Here is a 24,772-nt window from a genome sequence, read left to right as displayed (position 1 = left end):
TTCCGGTCCTGAAACTGCAGCGTTACTCATCGAGCCGAAGTGGCCGAATCTGTGAATGAACGCTCTCGTCCGTTCAAACCTTGTCACCGCAATGAGGAATTCTCGTACCCGGCCCAGCGCGACCTGCCGGCTTTGTGAGGCATCTGGCCTGCAGCGGTTGCACTTGAGTGACCGGTGCTGCTCGATCTGGCGGAACCCGAGGTGCTATCTGGGAGTGAAATCAGAAGGTTGCATGGATGGGGTAGCGGCACGTTCCGCCCGATGTTGAACGACCGCCGGTTCGCCCCCGACAACTTAAGCGCGACCGCAAGTCAGCAGCAATGCCTGGCCTTGCTGTCGGTAGGCTAGCCAGTCACGCCGAAAGCCGTAAGCATCCGGAAGGGTGGCGTGGTCGAAAGTTGCACGGTGTCCATCAATCGCTTCCGACCGCCGGAGACCTCACCATTCGAATGGATGGTGCAGAACGTCGGTCGAGCTTTATGATGAATTCGGGTCCTACTGCGCTCGATCAGGTGTGATCCTTGCTTTTTTGTGAGAGTGCAGTGCAATATCACCCAATGGTTGTAGCCCGTGCAGGGTACTCAACACGTCAAAGCTGGAGTACGTTTTTGCGTAGGGAGGGTATCAGGGGAGGATTGGCGGGGTTCGAATGACGTATGCTACAAGCCTTTCATTGAGTGAGAATGAAAACCGTCCGACGTCAGTCGCAGTCAAAAGCGACGATAAGGCGTATATCAAGGCGCTAGGCTTCATGCCGAAGCGATATGCGGCGCAGACCGCTATCGTCAATCAGGGGGAGGACGGCGATCGCGTCTTCATAATCGAGTCTGGCTGGGGTTGCATTTCTCATGACCTTGCCGGGGGACAGCGACAGATTTTGGACTTTGCCCTGAAGGGCGACATTGTCCTGCCACAGACGTATACGGGCGCTGCTCTCCAGACATTTGTGGCTCAAACCGACCTTGCGGTGCTGGAAGCCTCGGCCAAGACGCTTGCTCTTGGAGCAGCGAAGTCGCCCCACATAGCCTCGCTTTTTCTTGAAACGCTGGCGCGCCAGCGAGCGCTTGTTGCCCAACACCTCACCAATATAGGCCGACGCAGCGCCTTGGCGCGTACAGCGCACTTGCTGCTCGAGCTGAGAGCGCGCTTGGAGCGCGTCGGCGCTGCCAGCCGCACTGGCTTTGCATGCCCTCTCACCCAGTATGACCTCGCGGACGCGCTCGGCCTGACGCCGGTCCATGTCAATCGAATGCTGCGGGAATTACGGGAACGCGGGTTTCTGGAGTTCCGCCAAGGTCACGTCCGCGTGCTGGATCGGCTGGGCGTAACGAAGTTTGCCGAGTTCGATGACAGGTATATCGATGGTTGACACTTACTTTGGCGCACGATGCAAAGGCGGTGCGACGCGCCTTGAAGCCGCGCTGCCATCGGCGACGCCCGCTGTCTTTAGCGACGGTCCGCCGCGCCTGGCAAACAACGCGATGTCGGTGAGTTCTCTGGCTACCATCCCTCCTAGACCAAATAGCTAGGGCCAAGTGAAGGGATAGAAAATTTTTTACCTTTTATTAACCTAAATTAGTGAAGGCACATCTTTTCGGCGATAAACATTATGGACGGGGTAGTGCTGTCCAAGGTGGGGCTTGGGAAATCCCGAGGTTATAGTGAAGGCGACGCGAACAGACCATCGTTCGCGGGAAATAGTATTTGCCTGCAGTACATATCGTACTGGTCTCGAAACGTTGGGTAGAGTTTGGGGAGTAAGTTCATGGTTCCGACAATTCAACTGGATAGCAAATCACCCGGTGCACTTGAATTCGTATCGCGCAAGGCTGGGAATGGAATACATCTTCATAGACATGGCTTGACCGAATCTTGCCTGGCTCTGCTAGACGAGCGAGTGCTTGACCGACAATGTCTTGCGCAATGCCTGACCGCCTATGGCATCGGGAAGGAAATCCTGTCGTTCGGCTCGATCGAAGAGTGGCGGCATCAAGAGAATGCACTGTCGATATCGGCTATTCTGCTGAACGTGGGCAGCCGAAAGGTGACAGATGCAAGGACCGGCAGCGAAATCGCCGATCTCGTGAATGAGGCCCACCCGGTTCCAGTGTTGATTTTGGCCGATACCGACGATCTGGAGCAGATTCTGAAGGCGTTGAATTATGGCGCAAAAGCCTACATCCCTTCATCGATCCGTTTCGAGATCTGTGTTGAAGCCGTAAATCTTGTCCTTGCCGGCGGCACATTTGTGCCGGCAAGCAGCGTGCTTGCCCAGCACAAGGCAAGCGACACAACCGCCGATATGACAAGGCCCATGGCGAGTGTGTTCACGGAGCGGCAAGAAGAGGTCGTCCAGGCTCTCAGGCGTGGCAAGGCGAACAAGATAATCGCTCATGAGCTCAACCTTCGCGAGAGCACGGTCAAGGTCCATATCCGCAACATCATGAAGAAGCTGAAGGCGACGAACAGGACGGAGGTCGTCTACAAGCTCAATGAGATGTTTCCTGGCGCCCACCTGTTGGGCCGATCGAGCTAAACGGTTGTCATCATAACAGTGGCGCGGCTGCATGCTCGTAGCGGGACCCATCGGTGGCGATGCTGCTCGAGCGTTGCAGTTCGCCGCTCTTTTTGTTGCAGATATGGATTGAAGCCATGCTAGACCGGCCGTCGGCGGCAATTGCTCACAAGCCATGGCTTGGGGCGGACGCACCGCAGGACTTTATCAGCCTCGCTGACGTTGTCTCGTTTGCTCGGCAGTATCTTTTCTCGATTCTTGCGTTCGTCGTCGCCGGAATCGTTTGCGCCACGTTCTACTTTGCTACCTCAGATCCTATTTATTCGGCGCGCACCCAGATCCTGATCGAACCGAAGATACCCAGAAACCTTCAGCAGCAACCGGCCGAAGTGAACCTGTCGCTCGACACCGCTCAGGTCGAGAGCCAACTTGCAGTTCTGCGCTCCCAGAAGATCGCGATGATGGTGATCGATGATCTTGGACTCCTGGACAATCCAACCTTCAGGGATCTGGACGGTCCGACAATCGGCGAGAGGTTTCGCAGAGCCTGGATGGGCATCGTCGATGCCGGCGGATTCCATGCCGGCAATGCTGCGCTGACGGATTTCTTCCATAGCGTGCTGCCCTGGCCGGATCGTTTGGAGGTGAACGGGCCGCAGCTGGAATCCGAGCGTCGGCGTCGCGCGGTGGAGATATTCAGCGATGGTCTGGATGTCCAGCGTGTCGGTGTCTCCTATGCAATGGACATTACATTCCAGTCTCACGATCCGGCATTGGCGGCACGCGTCGCAAACGCCACAGCAGAAGCGTTCGTGCGCGAGCAAGTGCAAACGACAACAGCAACGGCTAGCGAAGGCATCGCATGGCTGGAAAGGCGGATGCGGGAGGTCGGTGATCAGATGAACAGGGCGACCCGGGTCGCCCAGGAGTTTCGCGCAAAACACGACTACAGCATCGGTCAGGACGAGACGCCCGTCGCCGGACAGGACCTCGTACACAGCGAAGGAAAGCCAACACACCAGATTACGCTGGAGCAATTGGAGGTTACCGCCGACACCTACCGAAAGATGTATGAAAGCCTGCTCGCGGCATATACAAACTCGGTCGACCAACAGCCTTATCTGATCGCCGATGCTCGCGTGATCACGTCCGCGACGAGCCCCAAGAAGGCAAGTCGGCCGCGCAGGACGCTGATCCTCGCCTTTGGCGCACTTGCCGGGATGGTAGCTGGCATCGGGTTCGCCGTGGCGCGACGCGGGCTCGATCGGAACGTGAGGACCCCGCGTCAGATCCGTCGCGAACTGGGCCTGGCCTGTATTGGAGAATTGCCGCCGGTCAGCTTCAGGCGGGGTGGTTTTGGCCGGCTTGACGAGGTACTCAGGAACCCGGACTCTTCATTCAGCGGCAGCCTCAGGAGCGTCAAGGCGATCATGGGCCTGGCCGGGGCCAACGCTTCGAGGGGGCGTCGCATCGGAATTACATCCGTGTCCCCCGGCGACGGCAAGAGCACCGTTGTAAGCAATCTGGCGGCGCTGTGTGGGGGGTCGGGCACGGCGACCCTCGTGATCAACGCCGACGATAAGTCGGCACTGGCCAACGAACGTCCCTTTTCCTCCGATTTCACCGTGGTCGATCGGGATTCCGGCAACCCTAAAGACATCAGCAAGCAAATCCAATTCATTGAAAAGACATCGTTTTATTATTTGAAGAACGATGCGTCGAATTGGGCGAATTTGCTGATTCCCGATAATATGGAGAAATTGCTGAACGAAGTTGGCAGTTACAGTATCGTCATTGTTGAACTGCCACCGTTCAGTTCCGGTGCCGAAGGGCTTGCTCTCTGCCCGCTTCTTGATGGCGTGATTGTGGTGGCGCAGTGGGGCGTGACGTCGCTTGATCAGCTGGAAGACCTGACGCAGACACTCAAAAACACCAATTCCTCCGTCCTTGGCGTGTTGATGACACGTGTTCGTACTGTTTCGGCCCGGCGTTACCGGAAGCGCGCAGGTCAAGCGCCGCGCTGACATCCTGGCCTCCTCTCGGCAGCACGTCGCGCGCAAAAAGCATGCCCTCGGCCTTGAAGCCGGCTTGAACCGAGGGTGCGCAGCGGTTTTGCGATAACGACATGCATCAAAAACAAGACCTTAAAGCGCGTCGCATGAATCCGTTCAAATGCGACGCGCTTTAGAGTCCGCGGCAAGTCTCGACACCGCCCCGTCAATCCGACACTTGCCCGTCAAAGGGAATCCGCGCCCCTTCGGGGCTCGCGAGTCGAAAAATCGATTCCGATATCGTGCCAGGCATTGAACGGAGCAGCCATTCGTCCGTACCCGGCCTAGCAACTAAGGGGTAGGCCACGCTGCCAAACACCTCCGATCTACCACCTTTTCCTTGCTTGCCGGAGATCATCCGTCGTCGACAAGATGCAGGCTATAAGTTGAAAATCGAGCGCAAGCGGAAGATGTCCAACGTAACCGAAAGCAACCTGCGGCAGTGCGAAGACCTGGCTGTTGAAGGCTGGGCTCTACTGGTCGGAGCCGGGCCCCCCGCGACATCGCTTCTTCGGCGCGACAGCGACGCGGCTGCACGATCGATCACGCCAGACCTTTCGTCGCCTCAACTCAACGCAAGCCATGACCATGGCGCCGTTCCGTTTGAGCCGGATATGCGCACGGCAAGCATTGACGACGATGTGCGGACCGAAAGCCGACAGCCTCTCGGCGGTTGGGCCAAGAGGCTGCTGGATCTGATGGTAGCCTCGACAGCGCTCATTCTGGCCGGTCCGATCTTGGTTCTTATCCCACTTCTGATCAAGGCCACCACAGGCGGTCCGGTGCTGTTCGTTCACCACCGTATTGGATTCAAAGGAAAGGTCTTCGACTGCTACAAGTTCCGCACCATGGTACCGAATGCCGAGGAGGTGCTCCAACGGCATCTGAGCTGCAATCCACAAGCCGCCCAGGAATGGGCAGCCAACCAGAAACTGAAGTGCGATCCGCGTATCCTGTTTTTCGGAAGGATGCTTCGCAAATCGAGCCTGGACGAGCTGCCGCAGTTGTTCAACATCTTGCGGGGCGACATGAGTTGCGTCGGCCCGCGTCCTGTCGTTGCCGACGAATTGCAACGCTATGGCGCCGCATCGCATGAATATTTGAAGACGCGGCCAGGACTGACCGGCCTCTGGCAGATAAACGGGAGAAACACGACTGAGTATTCGCATCGCGTATTGCTGGACACGCAGTACGTTCGGACATGGTCTCTACGCCTCGATCTTTCGATCCTGATGCGGACGATACCGGCCATGATGAAGTTCGATCAGACCTCCTGACCTTGGCGATGTCAGGGGTGCGGCAGAAACGGCCTCAAGCGATTTTCGCCGACAAGGGATTGTCGCCCACTCTATTGTCCCCTTGGGCGGTGCCGCAGCACGGCAATTGCAAGGCCGACCAGGTAGGCAATTTGGGTGACGACAACAAGATAAAACGTCGAGCGGATGGTGTTTGGAACAGACAGGTGAAGAAGACTGCCTACAGCGACGCTGCCGACGATCACCACCAAGGTCGTCACTATCAGCGCCGGCGCGCGCAACGTAAGCCCTATTGTCAGGGCAAGACCGGCAACGCCGATAATGGCAAGCAACACGGCGACCTCGTCCCTGGGTCAATCTACGCTGCGAGAACCAACCTTATCCTAAGCAAATCAGAGTGGCTGGTTTTTGTGAAGCCAAGCATTCAGCTCAGCGGTTCCGGGGGCGCCGTCAGGGTCTGGATCATTGATGGTCGGAGTGTGAAATGCAGGTTTCCCTCGTTGGGGCACTGATTTGCATGGGACTGCTGGCCCTCGTCGTTTATATGCGCTGGTCGCTGATCACTGCACTGATTGCCTCGCTGGCGTTTGGTGCGACGGCAATCGGGACAATAACCTCGCTTGGCGGTTCATCGCCGCTTATCTTTACCGTCTTTGATATGCTCGTGATAGTAGCCGCGCTGGCTCGACGGGGAATCTGGAGAGAAATAGGCGCGGTCTTCGTTCGTATAGGTGCCGCATGGATCGTCTGCGCGCTGATGATCTATGTCTGCATCGGAGCGCTGTTATTTCCGAGGCTCTTTGCAGGGCAGACAAGCGCCTTCGTCGCTTCCCGCACCGGCAGGGGCGTCTACGAAGCGGCCTTGGCGCCGGTATCGGCCAATATCTCTCAGGCGGGATACTTTATTCTGGGAGGGCTGACGTTCCTGGCGGCCTGTCTGCTGCTTCGGCGCAGCGGCACGTTAGCGAATATCAGGCGGGGCTTCTTCCTGTGGTTCAGCTTGCACGTGCTGATGGGCGCCCTGGATTTGCTGGGCAAGGTGCTCGGTGCCGGCGACGTCCTTGCCCCGATCCGTACGGCCAACTACGCCATGCTGACGCAGGTCACGGAAGCTGGGTTCTGGCGGATCGCGGGGGCGTTTTCAGAGGCATCGTCGTTCGGTGGGGCATCGCTGGCAGGGCTGGCGTTCACCTACACCTATTGGCGCAAGACCGGATCCAAATTCGCATTGGGGTTAGGAGCGGCCCTGTTTGTTCTCCTGCTGCTGTCGACATCGTCGACCGCCTACGTTGGTCTTGCAATCGTAAGCGTGCCCGTTGTCTTTTCCATCGTGAAGTCGCTCGCTTCAGGTCGGCTGAGGTTGGGGGAGGCACTGCTTATCGCGTTGCTACCGCCCTTGCTCCTCTCCGCGATGGCCGCCAGTCTGTTCTATCCGCATTTCTTCGATCCGGTCTTGCAGCTTGTCGACAACACGGTAATCAACAAAGTCACATCAGCCTCCGGCCAAGAGCGCAGCTACTGGAACTACAAAAGCCTGCAGTCTTTCTTCGATACAGGTGGACTGGGGGTCGGGTTGGGAAGCTCGCGCGCCTCGAGTTGGCCGATCGCGGTGCTTTCCCAGTTGGGGCTGTTCGGCACCGCGATGATGACAGTTCTGTTGGCAATGCTGGTGCGGGGGGTGCGGGGTGCCCGCGGTCGCATCGATCCCGAGGTCGACGCGATCGCGTCGAGTGTCCGCGCTTGCGCCTTATCGGCGCTCGTGGCTGGATCCCTGGCAAGCGGCGGCGCCGACCCGGGTATCGTTTTCTTGATTCCTCTCGCCGTCGTTCTTGTCAGCCGGTTCTTGCCTGTTGAAGACGACAGTGTTGCTGAGGCTCCTGTAAGGACGCTCCGGCATTCGCGCGATTCCAGCGAACAGGTGATTAAATCGCAGGTCGGCACTGTTCCCGGCCGCGCCTAAAGCGATCTAGGCTAGGCTCAGAGCTTTCGGAAGTATCCATGAGCTCCGAAACCCATAGTGCTATCAAATCCACCATACAAAAGCGCAACCTTTTCGGGTTTATCGCTAAGGAACTCGTCGCAGGCCTTCTTTACCCCCGGATAGAGATCGACTGAGTCGAACAATCCAGGATCACTGTAGTCGTCTATCAGACATGCAGCACCCTTTGATAGGCGAGGATACACATACTCCAAGCTGACCTTGACCGAGTCGTATAGGTCACCATCCAGATGCGCAAATGCAATTTTGTCCGGCAACTGTGTGGGAAGCGTATCTTCGAACCATCCCTGGTGAAGAATAGGCTGCCGAAGATTCAAACGCTTGAAGTTTGCCATGAGCGCATCCTTCGTAGTGGCCATGTCGCCCTTGTGAGCGTTGGCGTGGCCGTCTTCGGCACTGGCGTTCGGGAGACCTTCGAAGCTGTCATACAAGTGAAGGTTCCTGCTTGGATCGTAGTGCTGAAGTATGCGTTGGAATACCACGGCTGACTTGCCTTCGTGGCATCCCAATTCACAGAAGTCTCCCGGTACGTTGTAGAAAAGCGCTGCGCCTGCCAAGTGATACATGTCCATTCTCTGTTCAACACTGGTCATCCAGCCCGTGCGAACAGGTGGTGCGAGGACGAGATTTATTCCAAGTTTTCGGAGAACCTTGTTGGCAAAGCGAACCGTCTGAGACTTGGATGGCTTCTGTTGAATCCATTCATCGAACGTGTTGGTCAAGAAGACGTTCGGTAGGTCAGTTGCTTGCATAGCGAAGTCTCTTTTCCTCTCATAGAGCGCGATGGCGATAGAGCTATATAGTGCGTGTATTGGTCAAGGAAGTTACCTGATCTACATCAAGCAGTCGCGCGTTTCTACCTAATCCTTCTAGCAAGACCCGCCGGGAGGCTACGGAACGCCTACAGTATCGCCGGCGGTTTCTGCCTTGAGTTCTATTCCCGGCGCCTCGTGCCGCTCGGTCGATGTCAGGTCCAGCGCGCCCGTTTCATCCTCAGCCAGTGGTATTTCAACCTTGATCGTGTCTCCGGGCTCGACGGCACTCGTTTCGCTAGCTTGGATTTGCACTGTCGCACCATCCGCCGACGGCCGGAAAATCGTGTAGATCGGCGCAGCCAGCTCCGCATCAGTTCGGCGGGCAAGAAGGCTCGGGGCAGAAACCGCGGACTCGTACAATAGCCGCCTTGCCGTCTCTGTCTTGCTTTCGAGAGCATCGAGCTCAGCTTGCGTTTGACGCAGGTCGATCGTTACCTCATTTTTGCGCCCATCCTGGAGCTCGAGAATTGATATGTCAGTTTTGCTGATTTCCTGACGCCCACGCAGCAGACTGGTTTCCGCCGACAACCTCTCGCTCTGCGCCTGGGCAAGGGCCCGCTCTAGAGAAAACTCGCGCGGGGCCGCCGCAAGGCCTTTGACGACAAGCGCCGAAACCGCTGTCAACTCTTTCTGGATTGAGCCGATTTGCTTGTCGAGGAAAACGAGTTGCGCTTCCAGCGAGGCAAGTTCCTTCTGGAGGAACTCGCGCAGTCCATGAAGCGCCCTGACCTGAGTGTCCAATCCCTCGCTGCGCGCCTGGAAGATCAGGCGCTCCTGCTTCAAGAGCATCGCAAAGACGTCGTCTTGAATGCGGGAGGTCAATTGGGCCGGAAACTGAATGTCGCTGGCATGCGAGAGTTCCGCCTCGAGTCGTGCCTTGCGAGCGATGAGACTGGCCTCGTTCAGTCTGAGCAGGCTCACATCCCCTTCGCCCTGGATCACTTCGCGCTCGAACCTGGCGTCCCTGTCCTCTCGAGTCCGCAACCCGCCCGCGATGCTCAATGCCTGCAACACGGTCAGCCCAGGCCGGTATGCGAATTCTCCCGACTGCGTCACCTTGCCGACAACATAGAACGGTCGGAACTGGACGATTTCCACCGCCGTATTCGGTTTTCGGGCAAGGCCGGTACTTTTCATGAGACTGTCGCCGATCGAGTTTGCGATCTCACCGGTGGTGAGTCCGGCGGCCTTGATTTCGCCGACCAGCGGTAGCGAAACGGAGCCATTGGGACCGACCGTGTACTCGTCGTTGAGAGCATCCCAGCCAAAAATCTTGTCGCGTGACGCACGCCATTCGTAGACCTTGACGCGGAGCTTGTCCTGCGGACCGAGCACATACTCTTTGTCGTTTGCAGCCGAGGCACCCAACATGCCGGCCAGGGATATCCCCGCGTACACCACGACGTGGAGAATGCGCCAACCTTTGCGCTGAGCCGACAACTGGCCCAGGCGCCGAACTCGATGATTTGAGCGAGCGTCGCTGTCGACTGAAAAGGGCAGTTCCTGGAGCATCTCTTACCTCTGCACTAGATCTTCAGAATATACTCGGGCTCCACCCGGCCCCTTGCCACATGTGAAAGGGCCAGGAGATTGCCGCGCAGACGCCCTCGCCGGTCGACGTAGGATTCCGGCCAGAGGCTGCGCATGAGATTGGCGAGCAGATTTTTGCCCATCAATCTAAGTGCGAAAGTCGATGGGACGGTGCCTTTGCGGACGAGGTAGATCGGATTCGCCACTTGGGAATAGCCGAAACGGATGCCGTTTACGCGACCGCTCTTGATGCCGAGGTGAACCCCGCGGATCGACGGCAAACGGACGACCCGCCCTCTGGCTCTCAACTGGCTGGTGAAATCAACGTCTTCCTGCCAGCCATAGAGCGCAAGCCGTTCGTCGAAGCGCAGGCCGTTGATGAATGCGGCCCTGATCGACATGTTGCATCCATAGGCGCTGAGTTGATCCACCCCACGCGATTCAGTCGCAGGGCCGGCCTCGCGAAGCGCCTGGATGCCCTCGTCCCATGTGAGCCCTGCGGTTGTCGCGCCGTCCTTAAGCACGTGTCCCGTCATCACTGCCCAGTCGGGCTGCTGCTTGAACGCCTTCGATACGCCTTCGAGGTAGTCGTCTGCCGGAATGAAATCGTCGTCGAAAAAGGTGATTATGTCGAAACGGTCGCCTGCGACGTCGAGGGCGATGTTGCGCTGCGCCGGCAAGCCGGTCCTTCCGACGACGCGCGATACGGGAAACCGGCAAACCGTGTTACCGGGAATATGGCTGGCGTCGGGGGCCGACAGTATCACGGCGTCAGGGAGCAGGGTCTGTCGCTCAAGCTGTGCGAGAAGCCGAGCCACTTGTTCCTTGCGACCAAACGTTGCGACGATCACCACCACTTTCATCGACGATCAACTCTCCTCGCGAGCAATGGATTACAGATACGGCGTGCGACCACTGCTTGCGAAGTGAGCGCGCTGTGATCCTAATCCGCCGGCCGCGCCGATACAGCCTGCGCATAAGGTTAGCGTTGAGGCCTGCTTAGGCCCATCGAAGTAGTAGACGTACCTCGTTGGAGTACATCCGGCCTCGGGAGGGTGCGGCGCTTAACCCGATAGGCAACTTGTTTGGACGGGACGGACGGCACACAGTCGCTGAGCATCCGGGCAACAAGAATTCCGGAAAAAAAGTGCCAACATTCCGTGAGGGGCAAAGCATGCGCCATGTGCGACAGCCGAAAGCAACCACTATGGTGGGCCGTGATGCCAAACATTTGCGATCCATCAGCAAGACGCCATTTGCCGCGATAGACCGCAACGCCCGCATCGCCGTCGTGCATGATTGGTGCCCCAACTTTCGGGGAGGGGAGCAGGTCCTTGCTCGTATCTGCAAGACTTTTCCAAGAGCCGAGGTCTTCACCCTCTTTGATTTTCTCCCGAAGGAAATCAAGGAAGAGTATTTTCCAGGCGTAATTTTCCACGTTTCCGGCATGAATCGACTTCCGTTCGTGGAAAAGTACTACAGGTCACTTTTCTTTCTCTGTCCGTTTATGATCGAACAATTTGATGTCACGGGTTATGACGCGGTAATTTCCTCTTCGGCCGCATTCTCTCGAGGCGTTCTGACTCGCCCAGACCAACTACACCTGTGCTATGTGCACAGTCCGGTGCGGTATGCGTGGGACGAACAATTCTCCTATTTGCAGCAAGCAGGCCTGGGATTTGGACCAAAAGGTCTAGCTTTTCGTTACATGCTTCACAGGCTGCGGACCTGGGACACCCGAACGGCACATGGTCCTGACCTGATGCTGGCAAACTCGAATTATGTCCGCTCTCGAATCGAACGGATTTACGGCCGCGACGCGCGGGTAGTCCATCCGCCGGTCGCCATCGAGGATCTTAAATTCGTGGTCAACAAGGATGACTACTACGTCACGGCCGCGTTCCACGCCCCGTATAAGCGTACGGATCTGATAATCGAGGCGTTCAGCAAAACGCCGTCGCGTCGCCTAGTTGTTGTAGGCGACGAAGTACAATCCAAGCATCTGCGATCGCTTGCCGGCTCCAACATAGTCTTCACCGGTTATCTGCCGCGGCATGAATACATCGAAAAAATCGCCAATGCTCGTGCGATGGTGTTCGCTGGATGCGAGGATTTCGGGATAACGCTTGCCGAGGCCCAAGCGTGTGGTACTCCATTGATCGCCTTCGGCCGCGGAGGTGCGCGCGACATTGTCCGGCCGCTTGGCGAGAGCGCCCATCCGACAGGTGTGCTCTTCGACCGTCAGGCCGTCGATTCCGTAGCTGGGGCCATTGATCTATTCGAGAAAAATGCACTGTCCATTACGCCGCACGCCTGTCGCATGAACGCGACCCGGTTCTCCGAGGAAAGATTCGACCTGGCGATTCTCGACGCCCTTGGCCTGGCCCAGTCTGTCCAACTCGCTCGCGCAACCGAGTACAATGAACTCTTCGGAGCCGAGAGCTCGACGGGCGATATAACCGGTTCACTTGTCGAGCCAATTCTACAATGAACTCATTTGACCTTCACATGGCAAGTAACCGCAAAACGCTTCGATCGGCCGTGTGCCCGTGCTGCTCGGCGCCAGTCAGCCGGTCAATCTACCGGGTCGAAGCCATCCCGGTGCATAGTTGCGTCCTGCTTAACTCGGCCCAAGAAGCCCATGCCTTTCCTCGTCGCGACCTTGACCTCGCATTCTGCGAAGCATGCGGGTTCATATTCAACAGGGCCTTTGACGAGACGATCATGGGGTACTCCACCAACTTCGAGGAATCCCAGCATTTTTCCAGCACCTTCAACAATTTCGCGAAGGGACTTGCACGCGAGATTGCACAAAAATGTGCGATAGCCGGCAAGCACGTGTTAGAGATCGGCTGCGGCAAGGGTGAATTTCTCCGCGAACTTTGCATGACGGCCGGCGCCACCGGGCTCGGCATCGATCCAGCTTATCGAGCCGACAAAGGCCGTAATGACGAGAACGGCGACGTCAAGATCATCGTCGATTTTTTCGGACCGGACTACCAGCATCTCCAGGCGGATACGGTCCTCTGTCGCCACACGCTCGAACACGTAAGCTCGGTGTCGAGTTTCGTGCGGCTGATCCGCAAGATGATCGGCAAGAGGACCCAGGATTGGGCGGTCTTCGAGACGCCGGATGCAAAACGTGTGCTCGTGGAGAGCGCGTTCTGGGACATTTACTACGAGCATTGCTCCTATTTCAGTCCTGGCGCGCACGCACGCCTGTTTCGCCAGGAAGGTTTCGACGTTACCGATCTGGAGCTCGTCTACGACAACCAGTACATCGTTCAGTACGCCCGGCCGTCAGCCGGCCGGACGACGCCGAGACTACCGCTCGAGCACGATCTGGAAGTGATGCACCGTTTGGCGGAAACCTTTCCCGCCCGCGTGCGAGCCGCTCAGACTTGCTGGCAGGAGCGCATTCGCGCCGCGCACGCCGCCGGCCGGCGGGTCGTCCTGTGGGGCGGCGGCTCCAAGGCAGTGTCGTTCCTGACGACCTTGCAGCTTGGAGACGAAGTCTGGGCAGCAGTCGACATCAACCCCTACAAGCAAGGCAAGTTTACGCCCGGAACCGGGCACCCGGTCATCGCGCCAAGCGACTTGTTGGACGCTCCCCCTGATCTCGTCATCGTCATGAACCCGATATACCTGAATGAAGTGACGCAATCCTTGATTGCGCTGGACCTTCGAGCGGAAGTCGTCGCGGTCTGATCGCGCTCTCTCGTCAAAGAAGAACCCGAAATGGAACGTCCTAAGTCGCCGCAAGTGTCCCTTGGTATGCCGGTCTACAACGGCGAGAATTTCGCCGCCGAAGCGATCCGGTCGATCCTCGAGCAGGACTTCGGTGATTTCGAACTCGTCATCACCGACAACGCTTCGACGGATAGAACAGCCGATATATGTCTGGAATTCGCGAGGCTGGACAAGCGCGTCCGTTATGTCCGAAACGCGCGCAATTTGGGCGCCGGTGCCAATTTCAATCGAGCTTTCCAGCTGAGCACAGGCGAATATTTCAAATGGTGCGCGCACGATGACCTCTTGAGCGGTGGTTTCTTGACAGACTGCGTGCGTGCGCTTGACGCGAATGCCCGCCACGTTATTGCCTACCCGCGCCTGCTGGGAATCGACGAGACAGGGCAGCTCACTTCCTATGTCGAAAGGGTGCTGCCGGACATGGAAGGACCGTGGCCCGCATCCCGCTTCCGGTTGATGGTTGCTGCGCACGGTTGGGATGCTGCGATGTTCGGCCTTTGGCGTCGGGAATCCTTAGCCAAGACGACATTGCACGAGCCCTACTACGGCTCCGATTGTGCGCTTCTGGCCGAGATGGCTCTTCTCGGGACGTTTGTTCATGCGCCCAACGCGATACTGTACAGCCGTGACCATCCGACGCGCTCGGTGCGGTTGCCAAGCTCCGAGCGATTGGCTTGGCAAAATCCTGGTGACTCCGCGGCGAATGCCTTTGAATTGTCGAGGCGGCTAAAACACCTCGTCGCAATTGCCTATCGGCACAGGCGCACAGCACCGTTGGGCATGACACTGCTTCATCTGGTTGCGTGGATCTTGGATCCGCTGCTTATCGCAAGATTGTTCCTGGAACTTGTAGGCGCCATATCTCCGCAGCTTCGTACCAAGCTCCGCGGCGCCGGCCTGGGAGCGCTGAAACGCATTCATGCCGTGTCAAACCGATCGCCTGGCTAGAAACGAGTGATCTGGTGCGACGCCCGTCGGGAGGCTTTGTATGAACCTTCGCCAAGTCACGCCCGCGGCCTCAACAGTGTCAGCCTTCCGAAAATTGCCGGAGGGCTCGGGCAAGAGAAATCTGGTGATCGTCCGGGCGGGGCGTAGCTCTTTGCATGCCGGCTGGACTGAGGGGGCGGGCGACGCCGACTTCGATCTTCTCGTCGCCGCCTACGAGGCTGGCGTCTCCCATGGACAGGACGAGTTCAGCGTATTTCTCCCGGGGCGCAAGATCGCCGGCTATCATGCCTTGTTTCAATGCTACCCTGAAATTGTGACGCGATATGATCTCATTGCACTGATCGACGATGACATCGAGACGACGAAGCTGGACTTGAATCGTCTGTTCGCCATAGGCCGCCGCTATAAACTTGATCTGTTTCAGCCAGCACTGTCTTGGGACAGCTATTTCTCCTACGCAGCGACGCTTTTCATCGGCAAGCGATATTTATTGCGATATACCAACACGGTCGAGATGATGTGCCCGGTGTTCAGCGCCAGGTGCCTGCAAACGGCATTGAAATTGTTCGGGCTCGGCTACGAGACGGGAATAGACCTTCTTTGGACCCGCCTGACTGACATGCCTTGGTTGCGGTACGCCATCGTTGACGATGTCGTTGTGAGACACACGCGGCCCGTCGGGACAACAAAGTCGCTTCAAGGTTTCGCCGCCAATGAGCGTTATGACGTGCAGGTTGATGCTGTGCTGAAGAGGTTCGGCGCTGCGTTTCGCGGGTTCGTAACCTATGCAGCGGTGGACCGGCGCGGGCAGCTCATCCGGTCTCGCTTTCTGATCGGCCTTAACTCGCTGTCCCTTTGGCGGGCGCTGCCCAAGACGCCACTTAGATGGCCGCAGTTTATGCGCCGCTCGACCGACTATACGCGACACTGCTGGCTGAGGCCGGTCAACCTGCAACGGATCGACGTCGAAGGAGTGGTTAAGTCAGGCCGTCAGCCGCAAAGTCTGGGTCGCCGGCTCAGGCAACGATGATATCGGGCGCGAGACCAAGCTTGTGTGCCGCCTGGGCAACTTCGTCTCGATAGAGCGGTCATCACGATGATTGACCGCACGGGTCGGCCGCGCAGGCTCTCCGGCCCAACCACAGCTGTGCCTGTGCCTGGAGCAAAGCGCTCTTGCTTGTGCGGGCTGACGTCGACCAGAGCGCTTATCCGCGCGCCCTCGGGAACGACGTTGACGAAAGTGATACCGTTTGATCCCGCACCCCAGGCAAGGTAATGGGTAATCGCGCCACCAGGCGACTTTGTCGCGATAGTTTTGGTCGAAGCGGCGGACCAACGTATCAATCCTTTCAGTCTTGAAAGACCAGCGGTCATCCCGGTTTCGGGAGGCTTGCTTCGATGAAGAGGTACTGGTCACGGTCGCGTCCCCACAGGTGGTGTAGCTCGGCGGTAGCGACGCCGCTCGCCAGCGCGCCCTCGATAGCGCTGTTGCGATCGAGCGGCTTTGCGGTGGTCATCGACAGAACTTGCGCGCGCTCGAGGAGAAGACTCCGGATTCCGATCTCTTGCGCGAGATGATTGGCTTTGCCGCCGAGAGGTTGGGGGCGCCACCGGCGCCGGCTGGAAGGGCTCCTATTTCCCCGGGTTCTTCTACAGGTCGCGCCCGACACCAAACTAGCCGCGAAGCCTGAGGAACAAGTCTCGCGCATTGAACAGGTCAGAGCGCACCAGCACGAAGAGAGCCGTACAATAGACAGCGGCTCCAAGGACAATTGCGCTAATAAGAAGCGTCTCCTGTGAGGCGTGCTCAGGCGCGCTGCTTAGCCACGCGCTGACGGCGCCGAACATCAGGAGGGCGGCGAGAGCCAGTCGTGGGAAGATCTCAAGGGGTCTCAGCACGTCGATACGCGCGATGCGCTGAGCGTAGAAGAGGAAGATTGGTAGGAGGACCAGGCCGCAGGCTACGAGCGCCACCATTGTCATCTCGAGGCTGATCTGCGCAGTGACGGACAACAGCATCGTTGCGACAACAGAGTAGGCTATGTTCAACTTCAGGATCAACCTGGAGTGACCCATTGCAAGGATCGTAAACGCGCAGAGGCTGTCAATCGTGCGTTGCAGGCCCAGCAGCATGAGAATCTGGACAGCGACGACCCCGCTGGCCCATTGCGGGCCGAAGATAAAGGGAACCGCGATCGGTGCGATCGCGGCAAATCCGATGAATGCAGGAAACCCCGCTATCCCGGCGATGCGGACGGTCGTGTTGAAGAAGCGGTCGATCTTTTCGGGTTGATCTTGAATCCGTGCCACGGTGGGCATAGTGACAGCCATCAGCGGACTGAGGAATACTTGCACCAGAAGGTCGAGCGGACGACGGGCGAGAGCATAGACTCCGACCGCGTGGGGGCCGAGGAACGTACCGAGTAGGACCTTTGGAATTTCCTCATTCAGAAAACTCCAAAAAGTCTGGACGATAAGCGGGCCACCAAATCCTAATAGGTCACGAACCTTTGCATAGGAGAAGGTCAGACGGGGTCGCCAAGAACTGCCAACGAGCAGGACAGCGGTTTCCACAGCCGCTTTTGCAAGGTGCATCCAAATCATGCTCCATACGCCGAAACCGCCTATTGCCAAGACGATGCCGAGTGTGCCGCCGACGACGGTGCCGGCAAGCGTACGCAACGCGAACAAGCGGAACTCGAGTTGGCGCTTCAACACAGCCGCAGGTACCGACGAGAGGGCCTGGATTACGACGACCACGCTGCTCCAGCGGATGAGATCTTCGAGAATGGGCTGTCCGAACGCTGCAGCAATCAAACCGGCAGACATCCAGATGAGCCCGCTAATCACCGCGCCGCTCGCGGCGAGAAGCCAGAAGGCCGAGTCAAAGTGTAAGGACTCAATTTTAGGATGCTGAATGAGTGCCTCCGGTATTCCGGTCGTGACTGGAACAGCAAGAATGACGGGTACAACCATGGAGAGGGCGGCGAGGCCGAATGCTTCAGGTCCGAGGTGCCTGGCCAATACGACAAAAACGGCAAACATGGCTGCTTGCCGCCCCCATGTTTCGACTGCTGTCCAAGCTGCGCCGGTGACAATCTTCGCGCCGATCGATGTCATCGCATGTTTCTTTGCCCGTTGGAGGACGGAACTGCGACTTTCGATCGCGCAGTCAAGGCTTTCCGTCGTCGTCTCACAGCTGCGCCGCTAGCGATCTGGCCTGGTCTACGTGAATAAAAAGGAGAGCCGTCGATCTCTCTCCGGCTACCGTTTATCGAGCTGGAATCTCGCGAACGCAGAGTTGTCGCGGGACACAGATGGCGTTTCGCATGCTTGCTCGTCATTCTATTCCACCACCCCACAAGCACGCATGGCTGAGGATGCTGTGGTTGGCGAGGAAGGATGGCTGCTTCCAGTTCTTATTGGTCATAGGCAGCTCCTCTGGAAATCCTCTTCGTAGCGCAATCAAATTAGGCGGTGTTAAGGCTGATATCCTGATATTATCGCTGCGGGCGCGTCGCCGGGATTCGAATTCGTTCGAGTGCATCTTGCCAACCTTACGCCGGAGCGTGGGAACGTAAACGTCCCCAAACGACGTATGTCTTACGCCCCTCCGGGCAGTTTGGTGCAGCCCGATTACCGCATCCCGCGTCCCACACGCCCATCCGCACAGGCGATCAAGAAGCGGGAGCTACCTCTTTCCGCGCTGGCTGATATTCAAGGGCAAACGAGGTGCCCGCGGCAATCAAAGTGAGAGCGCTCTCTGCCAGATTGTCGGGCTATAACGATACGAGAAAGTCCGATGACCCTTGGTGGAATGGCCGTGTTGATCCCGACCGGCACGGTCATTGGAGTATCCCCTGCCAATCCCGTTCTGCGCTTTCGTGCCGCCGCGGTTGAATTGAACTTTCATGCAACCGCAATCTCCGGTGTGAAGCCGAGCTCCGCTACGAGACTGGTGATCTCCTCGCGGTAGAGCGGGTTCATGACGATGATTGATTCGACTGGCTGGCCGCGCAACGCCTCCGGAGCAAGGACCGGAGTGGCGGTTCCTGGGGCAAAGCGACCTTGCTTGTGCGGATTCACGTCGATGATCGCGCGGATCCGATCGGCGCCTGGCACCACGTTGACGAATGTAATGCCCTTCGATCCCCCTCCCCAGACGACGGTCTGCTGGGGATTGCGCCTCGCGATGTAACCACCCAATCGCTCGATCTTGTCGCGATAGGCGCGCTCGAAATCGCGGACGAGCATCTCGATCTCGCGGCTGTCAACGGAAGTAGCGTACTTAGGGGCAGCCGGCCGCGCCTCAATGTAAAGATATTGCTCGCCGAAAGACGTCCCTGCATCCAGCACTCGAAAGCCAGCTGTCTCGAACGCCGCGTTTAGCGAAGCGGGCGTGAAATAGGAGGCGTGCTCATAAATGAGGTCCCAGATTCCCATATCTCGGAGCGTGTAAAGGACATTCGGGACTTCAAAGAAGAACACCGTCTCCGGTCCGATGCCCGGATGGGCGCGAAGGGCGCGCAGGAATTTCACCGGCTCGGCGATATGTTCGAGAACCTGGCGGCATACCACTAGGTCCGGACGCAAATCCGCGTAGGAATCGCCGAACCAGTCGTTGATAAATCGTACGCCAGGGACCACCTCCCCCCGATTGTCCTCGAAGCTCTTGTCGAAACCGATTCCCTGCGCACCGCTGATCAAGCTTAGCCGCTTCAGGAAATCCCCCTTGCCGCATCCAATATCGACGATCGTCTTCCCGGAGAGCGCGTAGGTCCTGCTCAGGCGCTCGGCCAGCGTTTCAACAAACGCCACGAAACGGGGGGAGAAATGAAGCGAATTCTCGTAGCTTTGCGTATAACCAATGCGATTTTCCTCGAATGAGGCATTGAAGACGTGCGTGCAGCCGAGGCAGAAGGTAGTCGCAAATCTGCCGGTCTGTGCCGCGCGCGCCGATGCCGCGTCCGCACAAAGCGCGTTGCAGAGCAGGGGCAACGCTTCGAATAGCACCGAATTGAGCAGATTTCGCTGACCGCAGACCAAGCAATCGGTTCGAATGGAACCCGCCGACTGCGTCGGTCCATCGGCTTTCAGGCAAGCCATTTGCGCGCGGTCCGCCTGTTTTGTCATATGATTCTCGGCGTTGGGACGGGGAGGATGAATTTTCCGCCGCGTGCACGATACTCGGCCTGTTGATCGAGAATTTCGTCTACGAAATTCCAAGCAAGGAGAAGGACGTAATCGGGTTGCACCTCGAGAAGCGCTTCAGTCGAGCGGATCGGCAGGCGCTGTCCGGGCATATATTTGTTGTGTTTATGGACGTTGCGATCCACGACGAAGTCCACGAGGTCGCACCCGATGCCGACGGTGTTAATCAGCGTTGCTCCCTTGGCTGCCGCTCCATAGGCGGCAATCGTGGCACCCTGCGACTTTAACCGGCGCAAGAGCGTGGAAAGGTCGCGCTTCAGCGCGTCGACCTTGGTGGAGAAATCGCGGAAATAGCCGATTGCATCGATCCCGCGCGAGGCCTCATGGGCAAGTTGTTCCTTTACTGTCGCACCCACGTTCTCGCGCGTTTCCACGTAAAGGCGCAGCGAACCGCCGTGGATTGAAAGGTGCTTGACCTCGTTGAGGTAAAGCCCGTGACGGCGAAACAGCTTGTCCAGTGCAGTAACTGAAAAATAGCAAAGATGCTCGTGATAGATCGTGTCGAACTCACAATGTTCGATCAAAGGTTCGACATAGGGTGCCTCGATAACCGCCACACCGTCATCCTTGAGAAGTCGGGCAATTCCTGCCACAAATCCGTTGGTGTCGGCCACGTGGGCGAGCACGTTATTGGCATGGACAATGTCCGCGCGCATGCCTTGCGCGCGCAGCGTTTCAGCGAGATCGCGGGTGAAGAACGCACAGCGCGTGGGCACGCCGACCCTCTCGGCAGCGGCGGCAGGTCCGTCGGCGGGATCAATTCCGAGCACCCGGATTCCCGCTTCGACGTAGTTCTTCAGCAGATAACCATCATTGCTCGCCAATTCGATGACAAGACTCTCCGGGCCAAGACCGCGGCGGTTGATCAGATCAAGCGCATTCGCACGCGAATGCTTCAAGAGAGCAGGGGAGAAAGAAGAATAATATGGATAAGAATCGGCAAAAAGGATTATCGGATTCACCGTCTCGGTGATCTGGACGAGGCTGCAGTCTTTGCAGAACGCGACGCGCAGCGGAAAAATGGGCTCCGGTTCGCTGATGTCGCTGCTGGTGAGAAGGCGATCGGCCAGTGGCGTTTTACCGAACTCGAGAAACGTCTCAATGCCACTTCCACCGCAAGATCGGCAGGCCCGCTCGGTCACCGACTTCGCATCTAGGCACATCATGTCCATATCGTCCCCCTTAGCCCGGCTCAGTCTGCTTTGGCCAGAACGGGAACGAGACCAGGTGCTCGTCCAGTTCGCAATCGCGGATCAGCTTTTTCACGTGGGCGATGCGCTTGAAGCGCTCCTCTCGAACTCTTCAAGCAAGAGACCAACAGTGCCGAATGCCTCGTGGAGCTGCGCGACGCCGCGTCGGGCCTTCCATTGCGGCTTGAACGCGTGCAGGCTCTCGGTTTCCTCGGCCAGCCGTGTCCCAAATCCTCCCGCGAGGGTACCCATTTTCATAAAAGTCTTCCCCACCAACAAACACAGGCCTCGAACGCCAGTGAGTTCTGTTACCATGGGCGATCGGCGTTCAACAATGCGAGCGAACGGATGATGGAAGCGCACCAATGTGGATTAGGCGGACCTTCAGCACCATGCTTGCTAGTCAATTGCGACTGCGACTTAGGCCGTTTGAGGTAGGCGACTGGTCAGCGTCGGCTGTCGTTGTTGTGCCGCATCCGGATGATGAGATGCTGGGTTGCGGTGGCGTTGCGGCCAAAAGATTGCCTCGGGGGCCCAGGTCCGTTTTGTTTTTGTCACCGATGGCGCCGTCTCCTCACCGCGACCTTAGGCATCCTGAAACCTTGCGGACACGCGAGGCCGGAGCCATAGAAGCAGTGCATCGTCTGGGCGCATCCGAAAGTGTTACATTCTTACGCCTTCCAGGCGGGGCGGCCAATCATCACGTTCATGAGATAACAAATGCGGTCGTGTCGATGCTCAAATCATGGCGGCCGCGGAGCGTTTTCGTGAACTATGCAAAGGATCCGACTTCCGATCGTGTCGCCGTCAATGCAGCAGTTCGCGCGGCGCTTCGTGCTTATGGTCGCCCTGTTGCGGTATTAGAGTATCCAGTCTGGATTGGTACCATTGCGTCGTCCACGCCCAATAGCCTCGCCTATCTTGGCGACGTTATCGGCGTAACGCGGGAAGCGCTGGCGGCGCATGCGCGCAGATGCAGCGCCTGGAGAACCAAGATGAATGGCGGACGCTGTCGGACTTGTCAGGGGGAGATTTCGTCGGGCGGTCGCTGGCCGACTACGAAATGTTCACACGCTGCGAAATCAACATTTAGCATGTTCGGCCGCCTGATCGCGGTCCTGGTGATCGGGTACACCCTCGCAAGTTGCGAGGCCGCTCGGGGACAGGGGCCTCCCGAAGAAATTCTACAGTCGGGTCTTGTTTTTGAACGCAAAGAGATTGCCCCCTATTCAGGAGACGTAAAGCTTGTTGGCGATATAGACGGCGACAGTCGACTAGATTTCGTCCTTGGCGGCTTCCCCGAGGATGCGATGTCTTGGTGGCGGTGGCCCGATCTGGTCCACACCGTAATCGCGAGGCCCCGCGTCGAGTTCACCACCGACGGCGTGCTTGCCGACATCGATGGGGACGGTGATCCCGACATCGTCACGGCCGATGGGTCCGATGCTGTCAATCTCGTCTGGTTCGAGAACCCGCGGCCGAATGATAACCCGACCCACGGTCCCAGCTGGAAAGGTCGGGAAATCGGTGCAGTCGGCAGCTGGGGCAAAGACATCAAGGCGGCCGATTTCGACGGGGACGGCCTCGTTGATATCGTCGTTCGGGCGCCTGGCGAAGTGATGATTTTCTTCCAAGAAAGCCCCAGCTCCTGGACCCGCGTGGGCTTGTTCTTCTTCAACTTTGGCGAAGAGGGAATGGCAATCGGTGATATTGACGGCGATGCTGATGTCGATCTCGTCCTTCACGGAGTATGGGCGTCGAATCCAGGCGCAGCGGCAGCACGCGATCCAGCACTATGGCGCAGCTACGAGGTTGGTCCGTTCAATCCTGCATTCAAGGCGCTCGTCACCGACCTTGACCAGGACGGCCGCGCCGACATTCTGACTTCGAGTTCCGAGCACACTGACGACGTCGCCTGGTTCCAGCCCCTCGCCGGACCGACGGGCCGCTGGATCCGCCATGTCATTCAGCCTTCTGTCGCGGGCGCCCATACGCTGCAGGCCGCCGACATGGACGGAGACGGAGACAACGATGTCGTTGTCGGGCAGATGCATACGACTGAGGAGCGCAAGCTCGCGATTCATTACAATGTCGACGGGCGAGGAACGCGCTGGGCCCGTCAAGTGATCGACGATGTGGGTCTCCACAACGGCGTCGTGGCCGATGTCGACAGGGACGGCGATTTTGACATCTATGGGGCGAACTGGGTGGGCAACCCGCCTGTCAGAGTGTGGATCAATCGGCTGGATCCGCCTGCATCGGTCCGCCTCGACCGCTGGACCTATCATCGCATCACGAACGGGCACGTCCGCTCCTTTGGGATCGCTTTTTCCGCCATGGATGGTGATGATCTCACTGACATCATCTCGGGTCCGTTCTGGTACCGTCAACCGTCCGAATCCTGGAACACAGAATGGGAACGGACCCGGCTTGCCGAGGGTGTGGACGCGGTCGCAGCCCTGGATCTCGATGGTGACGGGCGCGGGGAGGTCATAGCACAGCGCGGCGGAGGCAGGGCGCTGCACCTGGTGTGGCTCCATGCCGAGGACATTGAAGCGCACCGCTTTGAAGAGCACGGGATCGGAGAGGTGCCCGCCGCCAGTCATGAACTCGGCTCTCAGGGCCATGCGCTAGCCCAGGTCGTAAAAGGTGGGAAGCCGGAGCTGGCGGTCTCGAGTGGCGGTGGGGTTTTCTATTTTGAGATTCCTGACGATCCAACAGTCGAGCCATGGCCGCGCACCCGCATCTGCGCCGAAGCGTCTGATGAAGGGATCGCATTCGCCGATATCGATGGCGACGGTCTACTTGACCTTGTCGCCACGACCGGCGATGCAAAGACGGTCGCATGGTGGCGCAATCCAGGTGACGGCTCGCCAGACTGGGAGCTTCGGCACGTTGGAAAAGTTCCTGAAATGGTCTATCCCGACCGCGTCGCGGCCGCCGATCTTGATGGCGATGGACGTGCGGACATCGTCGTGACCGAGGAAAACGGCAAAGCCGACAGCGCTAAGGCGTATTGGTGGCACAACCCCGCCGACAGCTCCTCCGACTGGGAGCAACACGAAATCACCTCGCGTGGTTCCCTTAATAGCCTTTCAGTGTCCGATATGACTGGGGACGGCAGGCCGGATCTTATCATGGGCGAGCATCGCGGCGCACTTCGTCTCTCGAGCTGGCATAATCTGGGTGGAGGACGGTTCATCGAGCAGCTGGTCGGCGAAGGGATGGAAAGCCATCTGGGAGCAAGGACGGTCGACCTCGACGGTGACGGGGATCTCGACCTCGTGTCGATCGCGTGGGACGCATTCGAAGCGATCCATGTCTGGCGGAATGACGCGGTCGGCAAGGATGCTGATGGCGACCAAAAGGCCCGCTGACGGGGAGGGCATCGGCCGGCGCCGCATGAACGTGGCGACCTCGTCCGGCACCACCTGTTTACACGGCTGCGCCGGCTTTACACGGCTGCGCCGCGCTCATGCATGCCTCGACGCGCAAGTCCGGGAAAAT

At 58.2% G+C, this 24,772-nt stretch carries 19 protein-coding genes; 10 read left to right on the top strand and 9 right to left on the bottom strand.

Features of this window, described 5'->3' with window-relative positions:
- The first annotated feature begins 649 nt into the window (after positions 1 to 649).
- From AC0L15_RS03140 to AC0L15_RS03125, 4 genes are all read left to right on the top strand, one after another.
- Positions 650 to 1,369 (top strand): Crp/Fnr family transcriptional regulator, encoded by a 720-nt coding sequence (locus AC0L15_RS03140; RefSeq protein WP_287201953.1) that lies wholly within the window; start codon positions 650 to 652, stop codon positions 1,367 to 1,369.
- Positions 1,370 to 1,765: 396 nt separating this feature from the next.
- Complete coding sequence (locus tag AC0L15_RS03135; RefSeq protein ID WP_287244736.1) at positions 1,766 to 2,536, top strand: response regulator transcription factor; 771 nt, start codon at positions 1,766 to 1,768, stop codon at positions 2,534 to 2,536.
- A gap of 59 nt (positions 2,537 to 2,595) precedes the next feature.
- Positions 2,596 to 4,539 (top strand): GNVR domain-containing protein, encoded by a 1,944-nt coding sequence (locus AC0L15_RS03130; protein WP_287245628.1) that lies wholly within the window; start codon positions 2,596 to 2,598, stop codon positions 4,537 to 4,539.
- Positions 4,540 to 4,952: 413 nt separating this feature from the next.
- Positions 4,953 to 5,843 (top strand): sugar transferase, encoded by an 891-nt coding sequence (locus tag AC0L15_RS03125; protein WP_287244733.1) that lies wholly within the window; start codon positions 4,953 to 4,955, stop codon positions 5,841 to 5,843.
- 71 nt (positions 5,844 to 5,914) lie between these two features.
- Here AC0L15_RS03125 and AC0L15_RS03120 read toward each other — a convergent pair whose 3' ends face one another.
- On the bottom strand, positions 5,915 to 6,157 hold the full coding sequence (locus AC0L15_RS03120) for a hypothetical protein (protein WP_287050091.1): 243 nt from the start codon (positions 6,155 to 6,157) through the stop codon (positions 5,915 to 5,917).
- A 149-nt stretch (positions 6,158 to 6,306) separates the two neighbouring features.
- Between AC0L15_RS03120 and AC0L15_RS03115 the strand changes: the two genes are divergently transcribed.
- Positions 6,307 to 7,782: a hypothetical protein gene (locus AC0L15_RS03115; protein ID WP_473495887.1), complete on the top strand. Its 1,476-nt coding sequence runs from the start codon at positions 6,307 to 6,309 to the stop codon at positions 7,780 to 7,782.
- A gap of 17 nt (positions 7,783 to 7,799) precedes the next feature.
- Here AC0L15_RS03115 and AC0L15_RS03110 read toward each other — a convergent pair whose 3' ends face one another.
- From AC0L15_RS03110 to AC0L15_RS03100, 3 genes are all read right to left on the bottom strand, one after another.
- A complete protein-coding gene (locus tag AC0L15_RS03110) occupies positions 7,800 to 8,573 on the bottom strand; it encodes a TylF/MycF/NovP-related O-methyltransferase (protein WP_287050095.1) in 774 nt (257 codons plus the stop codon).
- Between the two features lie 138 nt (positions 8,574 to 8,711).
- Positions 8,712 to 10,007, bottom strand: a complete 1,296-nt coding sequence (locus tag AC0L15_RS03105; RefSeq protein WP_287061611.1) for a polysaccharide biosynthesis/export family protein — start codon at positions 10,005 to 10,007, stop codon at positions 8,712 to 8,714.
- A gap of 155 nt (positions 10,008 to 10,162) precedes the next feature.
- A complete protein-coding gene (locus AC0L15_RS03100) occupies positions 10,163 to 11,029 on the bottom strand; it encodes a glycosyltransferase family 2 protein (protein ID WP_128245259.1) in 867 nt (288 codons plus the stop codon).
- Positions 11,030 to 11,373: 344 nt separating this feature from the next.
- On the opposite strand from AC0L15_RS03100, the gene AC0L15_RS03095 reads away from it, so the two are divergent.
- The 4 genes from AC0L15_RS03095 (at position 11,374) to AC0L15_RS03080 (ending at position 15,894) form a co-directional block, all read left to right on the top strand.
- On the top strand, positions 11,374 to 12,657 hold the full coding sequence (locus tag AC0L15_RS03095) for a glycosyltransferase (protein ID WP_473495927.1): 1,284 nt from the start codon (positions 11,374 to 11,376) through the stop codon (positions 12,655 to 12,657).
- A gap of 233 nt (positions 12,658 to 12,890) precedes the next feature.
- A complete protein-coding gene (locus tag AC0L15_RS03090) occupies positions 12,891 to 13,874 on the top strand; it encodes a class I SAM-dependent methyltransferase (RefSeq protein ID WP_287244726.1) in 984 nt (327 codons plus the stop codon).
- A gap of 30 nt (positions 13,875 to 13,904) precedes the next feature.
- A complete protein-coding gene (locus tag AC0L15_RS03085) occupies positions 13,905 to 14,864 on the top strand; it encodes a glycosyltransferase family 2 protein (protein ID WP_287244724.1) in 960 nt (319 codons plus the stop codon).
- 40 nt (positions 14,865 to 14,904) lie between these two features.
- On the top strand, positions 14,905 to 15,894 hold the full coding sequence (locus AC0L15_RS03080; protein ID WP_473495886.1) for a hypothetical protein: 990 nt from the start codon (positions 14,905 to 14,907) through the stop codon (positions 15,892 to 15,894).
- Here the strand turns inward: AC0L15_RS03080 and AC0L15_RS03075 are convergent.
- The 5 genes from AC0L15_RS03075 to AC0L15_RS03055 all read right to left on the bottom strand — a co-directional run bounded on the left by AC0L15_RS03075 (position 15,855) and on the right by AC0L15_RS03055 (position 21,247).
- Positions 15,855 to 16,238, bottom strand: a complete 384-nt coding sequence (locus AC0L15_RS03075) for a hypothetical protein (protein ID WP_473495885.1) — start codon at positions 16,236 to 16,238, stop codon at positions 15,855 to 15,857. The two genes, AC0L15_RS03080 and AC0L15_RS03075, sit on opposite strands and share 40 nt — an antisense overlap.
- Positions 16,235 to 16,381 (bottom strand): hypothetical protein, encoded by a 147-nt coding sequence (locus tag AC0L15_RS03070; RefSeq protein WP_287061281.1) that lies wholly within the window; start codon positions 16,379 to 16,381, stop codon positions 16,235 to 16,237. Before AC0L15_RS03070 ends, AC0L15_RS03075 begins: the two co-directional genes overlap by 4 nt.
- Positions 16,382 to 16,538: 157 nt before the next feature.
- Positions 16,539 to 17,984, bottom strand: coding sequence for a lipopolysaccharide biosynthesis protein (locus AC0L15_RS03065; protein WP_287244718.1), 1,446 nt, complete (start codon positions 17,982 to 17,984; stop codon positions 16,539 to 16,541).
- Positions 17,985 to 18,773: 789 nt separating this feature from the next.
- Positions 18,774 to 19,997, bottom strand: a complete 1,224-nt coding sequence (locus tag AC0L15_RS03060; RefSeq protein WP_287050105.1) for a class I SAM-dependent methyltransferase — start codon at positions 19,995 to 19,997, stop codon at positions 18,774 to 18,776.
- Positions 19,994 to 21,247, bottom strand: a complete 1,254-nt coding sequence (locus AC0L15_RS03055; RefSeq protein ID WP_287061278.1) for a class I SAM-dependent methyltransferase — start codon at positions 21,245 to 21,247, stop codon at positions 19,994 to 19,996. Before AC0L15_RS03055 ends, AC0L15_RS03060 begins: the two co-directional genes overlap by 4 nt.
- A gap of 383 nt (positions 21,248 to 21,630) precedes the next feature.
- Here AC0L15_RS03055 and AC0L15_RS03050 point away from each other — a divergent pair, with 383 nt between their 5' ends.
- A complete protein-coding gene (locus AC0L15_RS03050; RefSeq protein ID WP_353812986.1) occupies positions 21,631 to 24,642 on the top strand; it encodes an FG-GAP-like repeat-containing protein in 3,012 nt (1,003 codons plus the stop codon).
- Positions 24,643 to 24,772: the final 130 nt, after the last annotated feature.

The sequence above is a fragment of the Mesorhizobium sp. WSM4846 genome, from assembly GCF_055811415.1.
This window is presented reverse-complemented; position numbering and strand designations above follow the sequence as displayed.